Raw genomic sequence first — 15,767 nt, forward strand, 5'->3', positions numbered from 1 at the left:
CACATCATGTCATTACTGACGCATCATGCAGAGGATTCCGCCCATGCCCACAAATTCCGCCGCGTATCTCACCGCCCCCTACGCCGACTTGACCGTCGCTGAGGCGCCCTACACCTCTGCCGCGACCGGCGAGCTGGTGATCCGCGCACGCGCCCTCGCCGTGAATCCCCTCGATGAGATCAAGCAGTCCACCGGAAACGTGATGTACGGATGGCTGCCCAGCCCCGCGGTACTCGGCGAGGATGTCGCGGGCGAGGTCGTGGAGGTCGGTGCGGGCGTGTCCGGCTTCGCGGTGGGCGACCGCGTCATCGCCTATGCCGTGGGCATGGAGAAGAACCGCAACCACGCCGCGGAGGGCGCCTTCCAGCTGTTCACCGTCGTGCAGGCGCAATTGACCGCGCGTATCCCCGATGACTTGTCGTTCGAGAACGCCGTCGTACTCCCCCTCGCCATCTCGACGGCCGCGTCCGCCCTGTTCCAGAACGACCAGCTCGGCCTGCGGCATCCGAATCGCACGGCCCAGACCGACGCAGACGCGAACGCGGCCGAATGGGTGGTCGTCTGGGGTGGTGCGACGAGCGTCGGAAGCAATGCCATCCAGCTCGCCGTCGCGGCCGGCTACTCCGTGATCACGACGGCGTCGCCGCACAACCACGACCGGATGCGGGCGCTCGGGGCCCGGCACGTCGTCGACTACCGCAGCGGGTCGGCCGTGCGAGAGGTCGTCACCCTCGTCGATGGTCGCCCTGTGGCCGGTGTCCTCGCGATCGGAACGGGGTCTGCCGAGCCGGCCCTGTCGATCGCCGTCGAGACCGGCGCCCGCCGAGTCAGCCTCGCCAGCCCCTCGGTGTCGATGAGCAGCCTTCCCCGTCGTCGTGCGCCGCTGGCGCTCGCGCGATTCGGGCTGCGGATGCTCTCGCGCACCGTGCCGCTGATGATCCGCAGCCGCGTTCGGGGAATCCGCACCCGCTTCGTCTGGGGCAGCTCGTTGATGACCAACGAGGTGGGCCCCATGCTGTGGGGACGGTTCCTCCCTGAAGCGCTCGCCGCGGGCCGCTACGTGACGGCGCCGAGGGCGGAGGTCGTGGGAACGGGACTCGAGAGCATCCAGCCGGCTCTCGACGCGCTCCGTCGTGGCGCCTCGGCTACGAAGTTCGTGGTCACTCTGTAATCAGGCGTAGCTGTCGAGCGCGGCGAGAAGTCGCGTCACAGAGCTGCCCAGGTTCCAGTCCTTCGACAGCCTCTCGAGTTCGTCGCGCTTCTCGCCGGATACCGGAGCGAGGCTCGCCCCGACCTGCGCGGGCGTTGGCAGATCGAGGTCACGAACGACTCTCACGACCGTCGGTGCCACGTCGAGGTAGTCGCTCGCCGCAGTGACTTTCGACCGCACCGACGCGCTCAACGCGCTGTCGGCATCCGTCGCCGCCTCGCGCACAGACTCGAGCGAGCCATATTCGCCCAGCAGCGTCGCTGCTGTCTTCTCGCCGATGCCGGCCACCCCGGGCAACCCGTCGGAGGCGTCACCCCGGAGGGTCGCGTAGTCGACGTATTGGGAGGGCAGCACTCGGTATTTGCTCACAATCACCTCGTCGGTGACGAGCTCCAGGTTCTTCATGCCGCGCGCCGTGTAGATGACCCGCACCTCGTGGGCGTCGTCGACGAGCTGGAACAGATCGCGATCGCCGGTCACCACATCGACAGCCGAGAGAGCGCGACTGGCATATGCGCCGATCACATCGTCGGCCTCGTGATCCTCAGCGCCGACGATCGCAATCCGGGCGAGCTCGAGCACCTGACGAATGAGGGGAATCTGCGCCGTCAACCCGTCGGGCACCTCTTCGACGTCAGACCCGTTCGGGGCAGTCTCGGCGACCCGCTGGGCCTTGTAGCTCGGAAGAAGGTCGACCCGCCACGTCGGGCGCCAGTTGTCGTCCCAGCAGGCGATGAGGTGCGTGGCCTCGAACTCCGTCGTGAGCCGGGCGATCATGTCGAGCAGCCCGCGGATCGCATTGACCGGGGTGCCGTCGCTTCTCTTGATCGTGTCGGGCACGCCGTAGAACGCGCGGAAGTACAGCGAGGCGGTGTCGAGCAGCATCAGTCGGTCGGCCATGCTCGATCATCACACAGTCAGCGGCCGAATAACGAGCGTCGCGGCCGCGGCCTTCGCGAGCTTGTGCGGGTCGGCGAAAGTTTCAACAGTGGCGTAGATATCGATCATGGGCATGGCAAGACTCCTCGGTGGTGATGACAACCGTCACAACGACGACTGTCATAGCCAAGAGTCGGAGGAACACTCGATACGGCGTGTGCCCGGTCTCAGAGAACGGAGACCCATCCGAGGGCTTGGGCGATGATCGCCACGGCCACGGCGATTCCAGGAATCCACAACGCCGTTGCAAGAAGGACGCCGCGCGCGCTCCTTCTGTTCGCCAATCGCAAGCCGCTCCTGGCTACGGTGGGCGAACCAGCCCGTGACGTGCCGGCGCTCGATCGCTCGTCGACGTAGTGCCGCGTCTGCCGATCGAGTTTGCGGCGGAGAAGCTCGACGACGGCCAGCAGATCGGCGCCGACGCGTTCATCCCAGAGCTTCGGCTCGCGGGACATATAAAGATAAGCCGTGCCGTCGACGAGCTCGAGATCGCAGCCGGGTGCGACATCGATCATCAACGCGAGGAGATCCGGTGTGAAGATGTACAGCGCGTCGCGCTCGTAGTCGGCGGGACAGTGAAGCGTGAACGACGAGTCGAACTCGATACTGCCGCGGAGCACGCGTCCGCCTGAGATGGCGAGCCCGGCCGCGTTGAGAGTGGACGATCGGTTGCTCGTGACCACGAGATGCGGCACCGACGTCGGCAAGGTGAACCTGACGAAGGTGAATGAGTTGACGAGGCCGGCCGAGTGATATCCGGAGTCGTCGGGCAGCGAACGAAATCGCGCGGTCTCGACGTCGGAGCCGATCGCGTGGTGGCGCACGGCGTACCCGCCCGTTCGGGCAAACGGGGTCCCCATCCACGGCGCGGAGTTGCGGCTGCGCCGCTGATGCACGTACCTCATGCCCGACTTCTCGGCCCACGCCTGCACACGCGCGCCGCGACTCGTGGATCTCACCGCCAAAAAGGTCGAAACGGCGAAAATCACGACGAGAATCGGAACACCGACGAACACGATCAGCGCGGTGTACTCGGCCAGCACGAGAGGCAGGCCGACCCCGACCGCGGCGATGACGAGGACGGCGAAGACGACACCGCCCACGATCGCCGCGAGGCCGCTGCCGGAGAACCCCTGCGTGCGAATGAACCGAGACCACGAAGGCCGATCCCGTAGCCTGCGAGCGCGGCCTGTCATCGGAACGAGGGCACGATCGCGCGCGTCGATCCGACCCGATCGCCGACGACGTAGAAGACCGATATGGATGCGACCCCGTCGTCTGCAGGAATCGGCACGGATGCGAGAGTGTCGGCCACGTTGGAGATATCGCCGACGGTCTCGATGTCTTCGACGTTGAGGGTATTCGCGGCGCGGCCCCAGGTGTTGTCGGATCGCTCGCCCCTGCCCATCATCGTGTTCCTTCGCTCGTTCGAGTGATGCCCCGCACGCAGACCGTCAGGGTGCGGTCAGAGTCCAGAGGTGATCAACCCCGCCCGACACAGCCACCACGGCAATGTCCCGCGTCAGATCGGATTCGTCGAACAGCTGGGTGGCGCAGGCGTAGACGCCGAACCGCTCGAGGAACCAAGCGCACAGGGGACGCGACGACATGCCCTGCCAGGTGAAGAAGACTCCCTGCTTCTTGTCTCGGCCCTTGTAGGTCGCCTTCTCGTCTGCGCGCGTCATGTCGACAGGCAACTCGGATGCGATGGCCATGCGAATGGCGTCGAGGTCCGGCGTGGTTCGGGAGGGGTCCCAGAACAGCCGGATGACAAAACCGGTACCTGACCCACCGGGAGCGCGAAGTCCCGTGTAGGCGCCGACGAACCGCTCGTCCGCCCGGCTCCAGAGATCATATGCAGCCTGCGCCTGCTTCTTGGCCCCGAAGACCTTCGGTTCGTCGCACAGGGCGAGCATCTGGTCGGGCGAGGTGAGGCGCGCCGCGATGGCGGAGTAGTCGGTCACAAGGTTCCTTTCAGCAAAAGCGGGAGTCGGATCACCGCGGAGGCGGCGGGATGCCGGCTGATGGGGCAGCCGGCATCCGATGGAGTAAGACGTGCCCAGCCCCATTCGTGACGTGATCCGGTAGAAATTATCCAAGATTCGACGAAGGCAGCGCACCTACCGAGAAATCCTCGATTCGATGTTGTAAATCACGCAGAAGTTCGCCGCCGGGCAAAGTCGCATGGGCGAGGTCACGGATCAGTACCGGTACCGGCGCGACCTCGCCCGCTGTCTCAGCGAATGTCACCAGGGCAGGGTGCTCCACGGGCCGCTGTTGCCGCGCCTTGCGTCGAAGAGCTGTCCGTACGCGCGGATTCCGTCTTCGTTCTTCTCGATCGCCTTCTCGACAGGCATGCCCTGCTCGACCAGCCTCAGCACACGCCCGAGCAGATAACTGCGCCCGAACTCCTGCCAGGAGCCGAAGTCACGCCGAGCCTGTTCGCTGATCTCGCGGAGCATCGGGCGGATGTCGTCGCGGCTCGCGAAGCCGAGAGCGACTCCCCAGGTCGCCACCGCGATCTGCTGGCCCTGCGCATAGCCACGAACGGATTCGATGGTCTCACTTGCGGGAAGCACCACCGTGCGCAGGGCACTCTTCTTCAGGCTCTTCTCGATCTCCACGACGGCGTTGATGACGCCCTTGACGTCGCGGCCCGACGCTCCGCGTTCCTTCGCGGCAGCGAGCCATTCGCGCTGAGAGGGGCGCCGCCCGCTGGTGCGAGCCAGCTCCGCCCTGAGCTCGAACAGCGAGTCGCGAAGCGAGTCGGTGCGGCGTTGCGGCAATTCCTCGATCGTCTCGAGCCAGCTCTGCCGATCGGTCAGACCCCACATCGACACCATCGTCGAGCGCAGGGCCTTCGAGTCTCGGATGGTGTGCGCCTCCGGATCGTTCCACTTGCCCTCAGAGGTGACGATCTGAATCGCACCCACTGCGAGATCACGCGCCTCATCTCCGCTTGTCGCAAAGTCAGGGCTTGTGGGGATGCGAGCATCGGGAAGGAGATTCAAGCTCACTGCCACGACCAGGATGCCGGCAGCGATGGCTGCCACCCAGCCCCAGTTCTCGGTCAACCACTGCACGAACTCGTCCAAATTCGGTCCCCACTCCACGATCTATTGATCACCGGCAATATCGAGACAGCGCAGGCTCCGCCTCCAGGACTCGAACCTAGACCTAACAGCTCCAAAGGCTGTCGTGCTGCCATTACACCAAGGCGGACCGCGTGCTCCAAAGAGCACGCATTCACCAATTCTGCCAGACACGAAGCCTGCCGGCGGCCCCCGCCCCACATAATGGAGGCGTGCCAGATGCGACTCCCCGAGATTCCGTCGACGGAATCGTCGACGCGTGGGAGCGCGAACGACCCGATCTCGACTTCGCTCCTCTCAAGGTGCTCTCGCGGGTCTGGCGACTATCGAGGCACCTCGAACGCACGAGGCGCACGGCCTTCGCCACCAGCGAGCTCGAGTCATGGGAGTTCGACGTGCTCTCCGCGCTCCGCCGAGCCGGCGAACCGCACCAACTCAGCCCGAAAGCCTTGCTCGAACAGACCCTCGTCTCATCGGGCACCATGACCAACCGCATCGATCGGATGTCGCGGCGCGGCCTGGTCGAGCGCCGCACCGATCCGCACGACGGCCGGGGCATCCTCGTCTCGATGACCGACGAGGGCCGCGACCGCGTCGACGGAGCGATCACCGCCCTCGTCACCGCCGAGGGCGAGCTGCTCGCCAGACTCAGCACATCCGACCAGGAGCGCATCGCCGCACTGCTCCGCAAACTCAGCGTCGACTTCGACTAGGTGGTTCTGCTTATTTCTCGTCGTTTTGCCATGCTTACGACTGCCCTCCTCGGCCTCTCCCTTGTGACGACGGTCGTCGGGCCGACCAACCCGGCCAGCGCGCGGGCGGATGCCGCATCCATCGCCCCGAGGCCAGCCACGGCATCGCCCGCCCCGGCCTTCGACGCCGGATTCATCATCTCCGACGAACTCTTCTACGACGGTGGCGCACTCGACGCCGACGAGGTGCAGGCGTTCCTCGACGAGCAGGTTCCCGCGTGCGCACCGGGCATCGTATGCCTCGCCGACTACACCCAGCAGACCGTCACGCGCGCGGGCGACGACGTATGCGGGGCCTACAAGGGCCGCGAATCCGAGACCGGCGCCGAGATCATCGCCAAGGTCGGCCTCGCCTGCGGAATTAGTCAGAAGGCCTTGCTCGTTCTGCTGCAGAAAGAGCAATCTCTGGTGCGCAACCCGGCCCCGACGTCGGGCGACTTCTCGTTCGCCACGGGCTACGCATGCCCCGACACGGCCGCGTGCGACGTGGAGTACTCGGGCTTCTACAACCAGGTCTACTGGGCGGCGTGGCAGCTGAAGCGCTACGCGAACCCTCCGGGCACGAGCGAGTTCTTCACGAGCCGACCGATCGGCCAGCCGAGCCCGATCGCATACAACCCCGATGCATCCTGCGGAAGCGCCGACGTGACGCTCAAGAACATCGCCACGGCTGCCCTCTACTACTACACGCCGTACCAGCCCAACCCAGCCGCCATCGCCGGCGATGCCGACGCGCCCTGCGGCGCCTTCGGCAACCTCAACTTCTGGAAGTTCTACTCCGAGTGGTTCGGCGATCCCACGCGCGGCTCGATCACACAGGGTGCGCTCGAAGACGTCTCGATCGTGCGCGGCCGCGTTGTCGCCAAGGGATGGTCAGTCGATCCCAGCTCGCTGCGGGCCGCGAACTCGGTGCGCATCACTGTCACGGATGCGGCCGGCCGCATCTCGACGACGACGCTGCAGGCCGGCGCCACAACGCGCGGCGCTCTGACGGTCAACTCCCTGTCAGGCCTCGATCATGGGTTCAGCGGAGGAACCGCGGTGGGCATGCAGGGCCTCGTGCGCGTGTGCGCGGCAGCGCTGCCCCTCGACGGCACGTCGTCGAGCGTCGAACCGCTCGGCTGCGCGACGGTGTTCGCGCTAACTCCCTGACGTGAACGCAGGCTTGCCCGGTGTCACGCCAAAAAATCAGCGAATCCGTCGGCGACTCCTGATCTGGCAGGTAGCCCTGGGACAGGTTGACATCACCGAAGAGGAGTTCGCCGAGCTCGTCCTCGTCTCCTGGCCAGCACGCTGTTTTGGCCGTCACCAGCACGGATCCATTGCCGATGAGCGTGACCATGAGTTCCGAGAAAGGTGTCTGCTTCCGCACGATCAGATCCAGTGACTGCGACGCGCCTGAACCCAGCTCCTGCCCTTCGACCTCGTATCCGGCTTCATCGAGGTAGTCGAGCACGCGAGAACCCAGGTCTTCGCGATCCTCCTCAGGCAGGCGCGTTGTGCGCGTGAAGTCGAAACCGTAGGCGTCGTCATCGCATCCCGCCCCGGACGGCTGCATACCGTACGACCCGATGTCGGCTTCCCAGGGCCCCTCGTAGATCAGAGCCTGAATGTCATTGGTCACAGTGCGGTACTCGATGTAATGCTGTCTCGCCTGCTCGAAGAGTTCGTCACCCGTGGGCACCGGCGGTTCGGGTGCGCAGCCGACGAGGCTCAGTACAAGCGCGACGACCGCGGCGGGAATCCACGTGCGCCGTACACGGTGCCTTGTCATCGACGCTCCTCGCTGAACCCACGACTCCTCGAGAGGACCTGACCGGATAAGCGCTAGTCGGTGCCCGAGTCGAACGCCGCACCCTCGGAGGCGAGGTCGGTTGCGCGCTCAAGAGCCTCGTCGCCGACTGACTCCTCGGCCGCGTCGAAGATCTCAGTCGACTCGCCCTGTTCGAGCTGCCCGACGAGTTCGGCCGTTGACCCGCCGACAAGACCGGCGGCGGCGTACTGCTCGAGGCGTGCTCGGGAATCCGCGATGTCGAGGTTGCGCATCGTGAGCTGCCCGATGCGGTCGTCGGGGCCGAAGGCGGCATCGCCGACCCGCTCCATCGACAGCTTGTCGGGGTGGTAGCTGAGGCTGGGGCCCGTGGTGTCGAGGATCGTGTAGTCGTCACCGCGGCGCAGGCGAACCGTGACCTCGCCGGTGACGGCCGAGCCGACCCAGCGCACGATGGATTCGCGCAGCATAAGCGACTGCGGGTCGAGCCAGCGGCCCTCGTACATAAGGCGGCCGAGACGGCGACCCTCGGAGTGATAATTCGCGATGGTGTCTTCGTTGTGCACTGCGTTGAGCAGCCGCTCGTAAGCGATGTGCAGCAGGGCCATGCCCGGTGCCTCGTAGATGCCGCGGCTCTTCGCCTCGATGATGCGGTTCTCGATCTGGTCGCTCATGCCGAGACCGTGGCGGCCACCGATGGCGTTCGCCTCGAGAACGAGCGCGACGGGGTCGGAGAATTCGACGCCGTTGATGGCGACAGGGCGACCTGCTTCGAAGCGCACGGTCACGACCTCGGAGGCGATCTCGACGTCGTCGCGCCAGAACGCGACGCCCATGATGGGCTCGACGATCTCGATACCGGCGCTCAGTTCTTCGAGCTTCTTCGCCTCGTGGGTTGCACCCCAGATGTTGGCGTCGGTGCTGTAGGCCTTCTCGGCCGAATCGCGGTACGGGAAGCCGCGGGCGACAAGCCACTCGCTCATCTCTTTTCGCCCGCCGAGCTCGCCGACAAACTGCGAGTCGAGCCAGGGCTTGTAAATGCGCAGTCGCGGGTTGGCAAGCAGTCCGTAGCGGTAGAACCGCTCGATGTCGTTGCCCTTGTAGGTGGAGCCGTCGCCCCAGATATCGACGCCGTCTTCCTTCATCGCGCGAACGAGCAGCGTGCCCGTGGCGACGCGGCCGAGCGGCGTGGTGTTGAAGTAGGTCTTGCCGCCGGAGCGGATGTGGAACGCACCGCACGCGAGGGCGACGAGGCCCTCCTCGACCAGGGCGGCCTTCGCGTCGACGATGCGGGCGACCTCGGCACCGTATTCGAGCGCCCTGGCAGGCACCTTGTCGATCTCGGGCTCGTCATACTGACCGATGTCGGCGGTGTAGGTGCAGGGAACCGCACCCTTCTCGCGCATCCAGGCGACGGCGACGGAGGTATCGAGACCACCGGAGAATGCAATGCCGACTCGCTCGCCGACCGGAAGACTGCTCAAGACTTTAGACACGGTGAATATCTTATGAGTGATCAGCCCTCGAGAAGTTCCGTCAGCTCGAGCCAGCGCAGTTCGACCGTGTCCATCTGGTCGCGCAGCGCCTGAACTTTCTGCTGCATCTCACCCAGGCCCGCGTAGTCGCTCTGGTCGTGCTTGGCGAATGCCACATCCATCTCGGCGATCTGCGTGCTCAGCTTCTCCATCTTGCGGCCGGCGGCTGCCAGCTCCTTCTGCGCATTGCGCAGCTCGGCGCCCTGAAGCCCCAGTCTTTTTTGCCGGCGCCTCGGCTGGGCCTCCCGCGGCGATCCGCGCCTGCTCCTTCTGCTGCGCGAGGCGCAGTTCGAGGTACTGCTCCACTCCGCGCGGAAGGTGGGTGAAGCTACCGTTCATCACGGCGTACTGGTTGTCGGTGACGCGCTCGAGCAGGTACCGGTCGTGGCTCACGACGAGCAGCGTACCCGCGTAGGAGTCGAGAAGGTCCTCGATGGCCGCGAGCATGTCCGTGTCGAGGTCGTTGGTGGGCTCGTCGAGGATCAGCACGTTCGGCTCGTCGAGAATGATGAGCAGCAGCTGCAGCCGGCGCTTCTGGCCGCCCGAGAGATCTTTGACGGGCGTCGAGAGCTGGGCGCTGGTGAAACCGACGCGCTCGAGCAGCTGACCCGGCGTCATCTCTTTTCCGCCGGAGACGTACGAGCTCTTCTGCCGTCCGATCACCTCGCTGACCCTGTCGTTCCAGATGTCCTCGAGCTCGAACAGCTGCTGGGTGAGTGTGGCGACGCGAATGGTCTTGCCCCGCTTGACCTTGCCGGATGTCGGCAGCAGCGTTCCCGAGACCAGGCTGAGCAGGGTGCTCTTGCCGGCGCCGTTCACGCCCAGAATTCCGGTGCGCTCGCCGGGCGCGATGCGCCACGTCACGTCTTTCAGAACCTTCTTGCCATTGTCGTATTCGACCGAGATGTTCTCGAGGTCAACCACGTCTTTGCCGAGGCGCTGCATGGCCATCGCAGCGAGCGAGACCTTGTCGCGCACAGGCGGCTCGTCTTCGATGAGGGCGTTGGCCGCATCGATCCGGAACTTCGGCTTGGCCGTGCGCGCCGGGGCACCGCGGCGCAGCCATGCCAGCTCCTTCTTCATGAGGTTCTGGCGCTTGGCCTCACTCGTTGCCGCCATGCGGTCACGTTCGACGCGCTGCAGGATGTATGCCGCGTAGCCGCCCTCGAACGGCTCGATCAGCCGGTCGTGCACCTCCCACGTGGCGGTGCAGATCTCGTCGAGGAACCACCGGTCGTGGGTCACGACCATGAGTCCACCGGAGTTCGTGGCCCAGCGCTTGCGCAGGTGCTGCGCGAGCCACGCTATGCCCTCGACATCGAGGTGGTTGGTGGGCTCGTCGAGGAAGATCACGTCGTGGTCGCCGATGAGCAGCTTCGCCAGCGCGATGCGTCGGCGCTGGCCGCCCGACAGGCTCGAGACGAGCACGTCCCAGGGGATGTCCGAGGCCAGTCCCGAGATCACGTCGCGGATGATCGGATCGCCGGCCCAGACGTGCTCGTCGATATCTCCGACGATCGTCTCCTTCACGGTGAGGTCGCCATCGAGATCGTCGGACTGGTCGAGCATCGCGAGGGTTATGCCGTTGCGGCGCGTCACGCGCCCGCCGTCGGGCTCGATTCGACCCGCGAGCAGTCTGAGCAGAGTCGACTTGCCGTCTCCGTTGCGACCCACGATTCCCACGCGGTCGCCTTCGTTAAGACCGATGGTCACGGAGTCGAAGATGACGCGCGTCGGATATTCGAGATGGAGCGATTCCGCTCCCAGTAGATGGGCCACCTGTCGAGGTTACCCGCGATCAGAGGGTCGCCCCGCCGGTCAGCCCAGAAAACGCCTCACGACGGAGTCGATCGCGCGAGCGGTGAGGGCGATCGATTCGAGGTCGATGTGCTCGTCGTTGCCATGGATGAGATGACGGAAGCGGCCATAATCCCACCGCCTCGACAGAACCGAGAAGCCGTAGGCCCGCCGCCCCTTCGCACGGTAGAAGCGGGCGTCCGATCCTCCGGCAGCGATGATCGGCAGCGGCACTGCTCCGGGGTACGCCTCGTCGATGACCTCCGCGAGCACCTCGAAGAGCGGCGTATCCATGGGCGAGACGTTGGCCGGACTGAACGACGCACCGACGACATCCACGATCTCGATGTGCCGCATCAGGTCACCGAGCGCCGACATGACATACGCGTCGACCTCCTCTGGAGACACTCCGGGCAGTTGCCTGATGTCGAGGTCGATACTGGCCTCACCCGGGATGACGTTGATGGCGTCGCCCGCCCTGATCACGTTGGGCGAGATGGTCGTGTGCGTCGTAGCGTGCGCGTAGCCGGCCAGTTCGCCGAGCTCCGGCAGAGCACCGAGGATCTCGGCGACGGAGGTGAGCCGGCGCGACACCTCCGGGTCGAGGTCGAGCGCGTCGACGTAGCGCGGCCAGTAGTCGCCGATGACAGCGCGCGGCGCGAAACGCGTGAGCCGGGTCACGGCTTCGGCCGCGATCACACCGGCGTTCGACGAGCCCCACGGCGCCGAGCCGTGACCGGGGATTCCGCGGATCAGCAGCCGGCGCCGGGCCAATCCCTTCTCCCCCACCGTCACCGTCACCGAGTGCGGCGTGCCGGCCGAGCCACCGACAGGCACCCCTCCGGACTCGGTGAGCACGTAGTCGGCGTCGATGAGTTCGGGGTGGTGCCGCATAAGCCACTCGATGCCGAGGCGGCTGCCACCCTCCTCGTCGGCGACCGCGACGAACACGAGGTCGCCCCGCAAGGCGCGACCTTCGGATGCGACGGCCCGCGTCGCGACGGCGTAGGCGGCCGTCAAGTAGAGCATGTCGAGCGTTCCGCGACCGTAGAGCTCGTCGCCAACAATATCTGCGGCGAACGGGTCATGACTCCAACCACCGTGCATCACGGGCACGACGTCGATGTGCCCCACGAGAGCGAGCGATGGTGCGTGAGGATCCGTGCCGGGGATGCGCACAACCAGGGTTGCTCGACCGGGCGCCGATTCCACGACGACGGGGTCGACATCGACGCCGTCGAAGAAACGCCGCAAGACGTCTGTGTTCCTGATCTCCTGGCCCGACGCGTAGGTTCCGTCGTTCACGCACGCGCTGCGGATGAGCTCGCGCAGCAGCGCGAGAGCCTCGTCGCCGAGGGATGGGGAGTCGATCATCGCTCCAACTTATCGCTCCACGCGGGCGCCATCGTCATGAGGCGGGCCCGAGCCCCGGTAGCGTGAAGGCATGCCCGCTGAAACAACCGCCGAACTCATCGACGCCCACTTGCTCACCGTGCAGGACTTCCCGAGCGAGGGGATCCTCTTCCGCGACGTCACGTCGGTCTACGCGAACGGCGAGGCGTTCGCCTCTGTCGTCGACGCGTTCGCCTCGCACGACTGGGGCCAGGTGGATGCCGTGCTCGGCATCGAAGCACGCGGGTTCGGCATCGCTGCGGCCATGGCCTACGCACGCGGGGTGGGCATGGTCTCGGTGCGCAAGGCGGGCAAGCTGCCCGGTGAGCTGCTGAGCGAGGACTATGCCCTCGAGTACGGCACGGCCACACTGCAGGTGCAACCGAACGTTCTGCCCCGAGGCTCCCGCGTCGTGATCCTCGACGACCTGCTCGCAACCGGGGGCACGCTCGCGGCCGTCGTGACACTCGCCGAGCGTGCCGGCTGGGCCGTGGCGGGCATCGGCATCGTCATCGCCCTCGATGATCTCGGAGGCCGGGCCGCTCTTGCCGGCCACGACGTCCTCGAACTGAGCAGCTACCCCGCGTCCTAGTTCCCGAGCTGGGCGACGATCGTCTGAGCGAGTTCACGCAGAAAGACGGCGTGATCGAGACCGTTCGTCGGCATAACGTGTGGCGGCAAGGTGCTCATGAAGTCGTAGTGGCCCACGTTCGCGTACTCGTTGATGGCGACGTCGGCAGGTGCTGAGCGAAGGAGCGAAGCGGTGCCTGGCGGCGTGACAGTATCTGCGGCGCCCACGTGAATAGACATCGGCACCACGACGCGATCGAGCGCTCCGGGGGCGGCGAACCATCCGACTGTGGGAGCGAGAAGCACGAGTCTGGTCACGCGCGGGTTCGCGCTTACCTCGATGGGTTGGCCGTCTTTGCCCCACGGTTGGGCGCCGGCCAGACAGAGGGCTGCCCACGCGCCGACCGAATGTCCGACGACGCTCACCACGGAATCGACGTCGCCGTGCTCTGTCAGGGCACGGTGCAGGTCGTCTACCCGCGCTTGTAACTGCGACGTGGTGACTGTCCTCGGGTCGAAGTGCTCGCTCTGCGGGGCGATGACAGGGAAACCTGCGTCGCGGATCGCATCTATGAGAACTGAATAGCGAGCGGGATCTCCCCCAGCCCCTGGGGCGAAGAGGACGGTGGGTGTGCTCATACGACGAGCGTAGCGATATGTAAGAGCTCGATCACGCCACCCTGCTGCCTGAGGCGAGCTTGCGTGCTGGCGTCTTCGTGCGCGCGATCCCCCACGTGAGTGCCCCCGCCGCCAGCAGGAGATGCAGGGCGAGTCCGACGAACCACGATGGCACCGTACTGGCGTAAATCTCTTCAGAAGTCTTGCTCATCGAGTACCCGTTCTCGGAGCAATAGTCATAATCGGGAGAGAGATCCGGGGTGATCTGAGCGGCGCGCACCCCAGAACCAATGGCTGTGAAAAGGTCCTGCGGATTACCATGCGAGTCGAACTGTCCAGGCGTGATGTCGGCGAGAACGACGTAGGGATTCGCCGACAGGATCGGCCAGAAGAGGTCGAATCGCGGCGTCGAGTACGTCGATGTGGTCGGCGAACCACAGGTGAAAGTATTGCTCTCGTTGTACGAGCCGTCCGAGCTGGAATACACCGGGCTTATCGTCGTGGCGCGCACCTCCGATTGCACGGCGATACCGCCGAGCCCGAAGGCGATCAGTGTCCCGAGGCTTAAAGCAGCGACCGCTAGATAGCTCACGACGATCGAAAACAGAGGCCGGGCGAGGATCGCCGACAGCCCCACCCCAATTGCGGCAATCACGCCAAGCTCGAGCGCCAACGCCAGCACCGACAGCAACACCGTGATCGGCGCGAGCCCACCGAAGGCCGATGAGATGAGCAGGAACGGGATCGAAGCGACCAGGAAGGCCAGCGTGGCGATCCACGACGCCACGAACTTGCCGAGAACGATCTGCGCGCTCGAGACGAGCGTCACCTGCATCGTCGCCAAGGTGCCCGAGTCTCGCTCCCCGTTCACCGCGTTGCCGCTCAGCGCCGGGGCGATCAGCGTGCCCAGGAGGAGCACGAAGTAGATGATGAGCGAGTAGAGCCAGCCTCCGGTCTCAGAGTTACCCATATAGCTCGAGCGTGCCACGACTCCCACGAGCAGGGTGACGATGGCGACGAGCAGCACGAAGATACCGAGAAGCACATACCAGGCGACGCCCCGCACCCGCTGCCGCAGCTCGAGGCCGACGATGACTTTCAGTCCGCTGAAAAAGCTCATCGACCGCTCCCATCGACTCGGCCGTCGTGTCTCGACTGCAGATCGAGGAAAGTGTGCTCGAGGTCACCGGTCGCCGGGCTGAACGAGGTGACCTCGACGCCCGCCGACACGAGAACGCCAAGAAGGCCCGCGGCACGCTGTTCCGTGTCGACCGAGACGAGTATCCCTGAGCCATCGGCGCCGATCGCGTCGGCCGGTATGCCAGCGGCGATGAGCGCGGGCACGATCGATGTCGGCTCCAGCGCCCGGATGCGCCACGGCCGCGCGCTCGACGTGGCTCTGGCGACGCGCTCGGCACTGATAGACGCACCCCGCTCGACGTAGATCGCGGTGTCGGCGAGTTCGTCGAGCTCTGCGAGCACGTGACTGGAAACGAGGATCGTTCTGCCCTCGGCCGCGAGCCGACGCACCAGGATGCGCAGCTCGATGCGCGCAGCCGGATCGAGGCCGGATGCCGGCTCATCGAGTAACAGCACTGAAGGGTCGTGCACCAGCGCTCTCGCAAGACTGAGCTTCTGCTTCTGCCCGCGCGAGAGCACCCTCGTCGGTCTGTCGGCAAGCTCCCACAGTTCGACCAGGTCGATGAGCTCGTCGGCCCTGGCCGCCGCCTGCGCCACGTCGCGGCCATACATGCGCGCGGTGAGCTGGAGCGTGGTGCGCACCGTAAGAGACGCCCAGGAACCGAGCGCGTCCGGCATCCACCCCATGATCGCCCTGACCGCCAGCGGATCGACGACGGGATCGTGCCCATTGATACGAATCGAGCCCTCGTCGGGCGCGAGCAGGGTCGCGAGCATCAGCAGCAGGGTGGTCTTGCCGGAGCCATTGGGACCGACCAGAGCGGTGACCGTGCCCGGTCTCGCCTCGAAACTGATGTTGGTGACGGCGCGCACGCTGCCGAACGAGCGCCGCACCCCCTCGACCGCGATTCCGCCGGTTGTCGTGAGCATCATGACGCCTTTCGAAGTGCG

The 15,767-nt window shown here is 65.7% G+C and carries 16 protein-coding genes and 1 tRNA gene; 4 read left to right on the forward strand and 13 right to left on the reverse strand.

From position 1 onward, the window contains the following. Positions 1-43: 43 nt before the first annotated feature. A complete protein-coding gene (locus TZ00_RS03130; RefSeq protein WP_044439109.1) occupies positions 44-1,171 on the forward strand; it encodes a zinc-binding alcohol dehydrogenase family protein in 1,128 nt (375 codons plus the stop codon). Here the strand turns inward: TZ00_RS03130 and TZ00_RS03135 are convergent, their stop codons facing one another. The 6 genes from TZ00_RS03135 to TZ00_RS03160 form a co-directional block, all read right to left on the reverse strand. Continuing rightward, the gene (locus TZ00_RS03135) at positions 1,172-2,110 is read right to left on the reverse strand and encodes a 5'-3' exonuclease (RefSeq protein ID WP_044439110.1); all 939 of its coding nucleotides are present in this window, start codon (positions 2,108-2,110) and stop codon (positions 1,172-1,174) included. 206 nt (positions 2,111-2,316) lie between these two features. Further along, positions 2,317-3,345: a hypothetical protein gene (locus tag TZ00_RS03140; protein ID WP_044439111.1), complete on the reverse strand. Its 1,029-nt coding sequence runs from the start codon at positions 3,343-3,345 to the stop codon at positions 2,317-2,319. After that, complete coding sequence (locus TZ00_RS03145; RefSeq protein WP_044439112.1) at positions 3,342-3,560, reverse strand: hypothetical protein; 219 nt, start codon at positions 3,558-3,560, stop codon at positions 3,342-3,344. The genes TZ00_RS03140 and TZ00_RS03145 overlap by 4 nt, the downstream gene beginning before the upstream one ends. A 43-nt stretch (positions 3,561-3,603) precedes the next feature. Then, positions 3,604-4,113 carry a hypothetical protein gene (locus TZ00_RS03150; RefSeq protein ID WP_044439113.1) on the reverse strand — a complete coding sequence of 170 codons (510 nt, stop codon included), beginning with the start codon at positions 4,111-4,113 and terminating at the stop codon, positions 3,604-3,606. 282 nt (positions 4,114-4,395) lie between these two features. Further along, the gene (locus tag TZ00_RS03155; protein WP_152631065.1) at positions 4,396-5,232 is read right to left on the reverse strand and encodes a DUF1266 domain-containing protein; all 837 of its coding nucleotides are present in this window, start codon (positions 5,230-5,232) and stop codon (positions 4,396-4,398) included. 67 nt (positions 5,233-5,299) lie between these two features. Then, a tRNA-Gln gene (locus TZ00_RS03160) sits at positions 5,300-5,371 on the reverse strand. A gap of 82 nt (positions 5,372-5,453) precedes the next feature. Between TZ00_RS03160 and TZ00_RS03165 the strand changes: the two genes are divergently transcribed. Beyond that, positions 5,454-5,954, forward strand: coding sequence for a MarR family winged helix-turn-helix transcriptional regulator (locus TZ00_RS03165; protein ID WP_044439115.1), 501 nt, complete (start codon positions 5,454-5,456; stop codon positions 5,952-5,954). A gap of 30 nt (positions 5,955-5,984) precedes the next feature. Beyond that, positions 5,985-7,145 carry a hypothetical protein gene (locus TZ00_RS03170; protein ID WP_052521229.1) on the forward strand — a complete coding sequence of 387 codons (1,161 nt, stop codon included), beginning with the start codon at positions 5,985-5,987 and terminating at the stop codon, positions 7,143-7,145. A 675-nt stretch (positions 7,146-7,820) separates the two neighbouring features. On the opposite strand, the gene argG is transcribed toward TZ00_RS03170, so the two are convergent. From argG to TZ00_RS03185, 4 genes are read right to left on the reverse strand one after another with little or no spacing between them, the layout of a single operon-like run. After that, positions 7,821-9,260: an argininosuccinate synthase gene (gene argG / locus TZ00_RS03175; protein WP_044439116.1), complete on the reverse strand. Its 1,440-nt coding sequence runs from the start codon at positions 9,258-9,260 to the stop codon at positions 7,821-7,823. Between the two features lie 20 nt (positions 9,261-9,280). Continuing rightward, positions 9,281-9,451, reverse strand: a complete 171-nt coding sequence (locus tag TZ00_RS20665; protein WP_476500318.1) for a hypothetical protein — start codon at positions 9,449-9,451, stop codon at positions 9,281-9,283. After that, on the reverse strand, positions 9,369-11,078 hold the full coding sequence (locus tag TZ00_RS03180; protein ID WP_476500319.1) for an ATP-binding cassette domain-containing protein: 1,710 nt from the start codon (positions 11,076-11,078) through the stop codon (positions 9,369-9,371). Before TZ00_RS03180 ends, TZ00_RS20665 begins: the two co-directional genes overlap by 83 nt. A 39-nt stretch (positions 11,079-11,117) precedes the next feature. Next, on the reverse strand, positions 11,118-12,470 hold the full coding sequence (locus tag TZ00_RS03185; protein ID WP_044439117.1) for a M20/M25/M40 family metallo-hydrolase: 1,353 nt from the start codon (positions 12,468-12,470) through the stop codon (positions 11,118-11,120). Between the two features lie 70 nt (positions 12,471-12,540). Between TZ00_RS03185 and TZ00_RS03190 the strand changes: the two genes are divergently transcribed. Further along, positions 12,541-13,080, forward strand: coding sequence for an adenine phosphoribosyltransferase (locus tag TZ00_RS03190; RefSeq protein WP_044439118.1), 540 nt, complete (start codon positions 12,541-12,543; stop codon positions 13,078-13,080). Here TZ00_RS03190 and TZ00_RS18610 read toward each other — a convergent pair. Genes TZ00_RS18610 through TZ00_RS03205 form a run of 3 tightly spaced genes read right to left on the reverse strand, consistent with a single transcriptional unit; the run spans position 13,077 to position 15,746 of the window. Continuing rightward, the gene (locus tag TZ00_RS18610) at positions 13,077-13,697 is read right to left on the reverse strand and encodes an alpha/beta fold hydrolase (RefSeq protein WP_052521230.1); all 621 of its coding nucleotides are present in this window, start codon (positions 13,695-13,697) and stop codon (positions 13,077-13,079) included. The genes TZ00_RS03190 and TZ00_RS18610 overlap by 4 nt on opposite strands. 31 nt (positions 13,698-13,728) lie before the next feature. Then, entirely contained in the window at positions 13,729-14,796 is a 1,068-nt protein-coding gene (locus tag TZ00_RS03200; RefSeq protein WP_044439119.1) for an ABC transporter permease, read from the reverse strand. Further along, a complete protein-coding gene (locus TZ00_RS03205; RefSeq protein WP_044439379.1) occupies positions 14,793-15,746 on the reverse strand; it encodes an ABC transporter ATP-binding protein in 954 nt (317 codons plus the stop codon). The genes TZ00_RS03200 and TZ00_RS03205 overlap by 4 nt, the downstream gene beginning before the upstream one ends. Positions 15,747-15,767 lie beyond the last annotated feature (21 nt).

It is taken from the genome of Agreia bicolorata, assembly GCF_000938265.1.
Classification (GTDB): domain Bacteria; phylum Actinomycetota; class Actinomycetes; order Actinomycetales; family Microbacteriaceae; genus Agreia; species Agreia bicolorata.

Coding starts and splice junctions, on each gene's coding strand:
- TZ00_RS03205 (WP_044439379.1), bottom strand. CDS start 15,746: ATGCTCACGACAACCGGCGGAATCGCGGTCGAGGGGGTGCGGCGCTCG.
- TZ00_RS03185 (WP_044439117.1), bottom strand. CDS start 12,470: ATGATCGACTCCCCATCCCTCGGCGACGAGGCTCTCGCGCTGCTGCGC.
- TZ00_RS20665 (WP_476500318.1), bottom strand. CDS start 9,451: ATGGAGAAGCTGAGCACGCAGATCGCCGAGATGGATGTGGCATTCGCC.
- TZ00_RS03140 (WP_044439111.1), bottom strand. CDS start 3,345: ATGACAGGCCGCGCTCGCAGGCTACGGGATCGGCCTTCGTGGTCTCGG.
- TZ00_RS03135 (WP_044439110.1), bottom strand. CDS start 2,110: ATGGCCGACCGACTGATGCTGCTCGACACCGCCTCGCTGTACTTCCGC.
- TZ00_RS18610 (WP_052521230.1), bottom strand. CDS start 13,697: ATGAGCACACCCACCGTCCTCTTCGCCCCAGGGGCTGGGGGAGATCCC.
- TZ00_RS03130 (WP_044439109.1), top strand. CDS start 44: ATGCCCACAAATTCCGCCGCGTATCTCACCGCCCCCTACGCCGACTTG.
- TZ00_RS03170 (WP_052521229.1), top strand. CDS start 5,985: ATGCTTACGACTGCCCTCCTCGGCCTCTCCCTTGTGACGACGGTCGTC.
- TZ00_RS03190 (WP_044439118.1), top strand. CDS start 12,541: ATGCCCGCTGAAACAACCGCCGAACTCATCGACGCCCACTTGCTCACC.
- TZ00_RS03200 (WP_044439119.1), bottom strand. CDS start 14,796: ATGAGCTTTTTCAGCGGACTGAAAGTCATCGTCGGCCTCGAGCTGCGG.
- TZ00_RS03145 (WP_044439112.1), bottom strand. CDS start 3,560: ATGATGGGCAGGGGCGAGCGATCCGACAACACCTGGGGCCGCGCCGCG.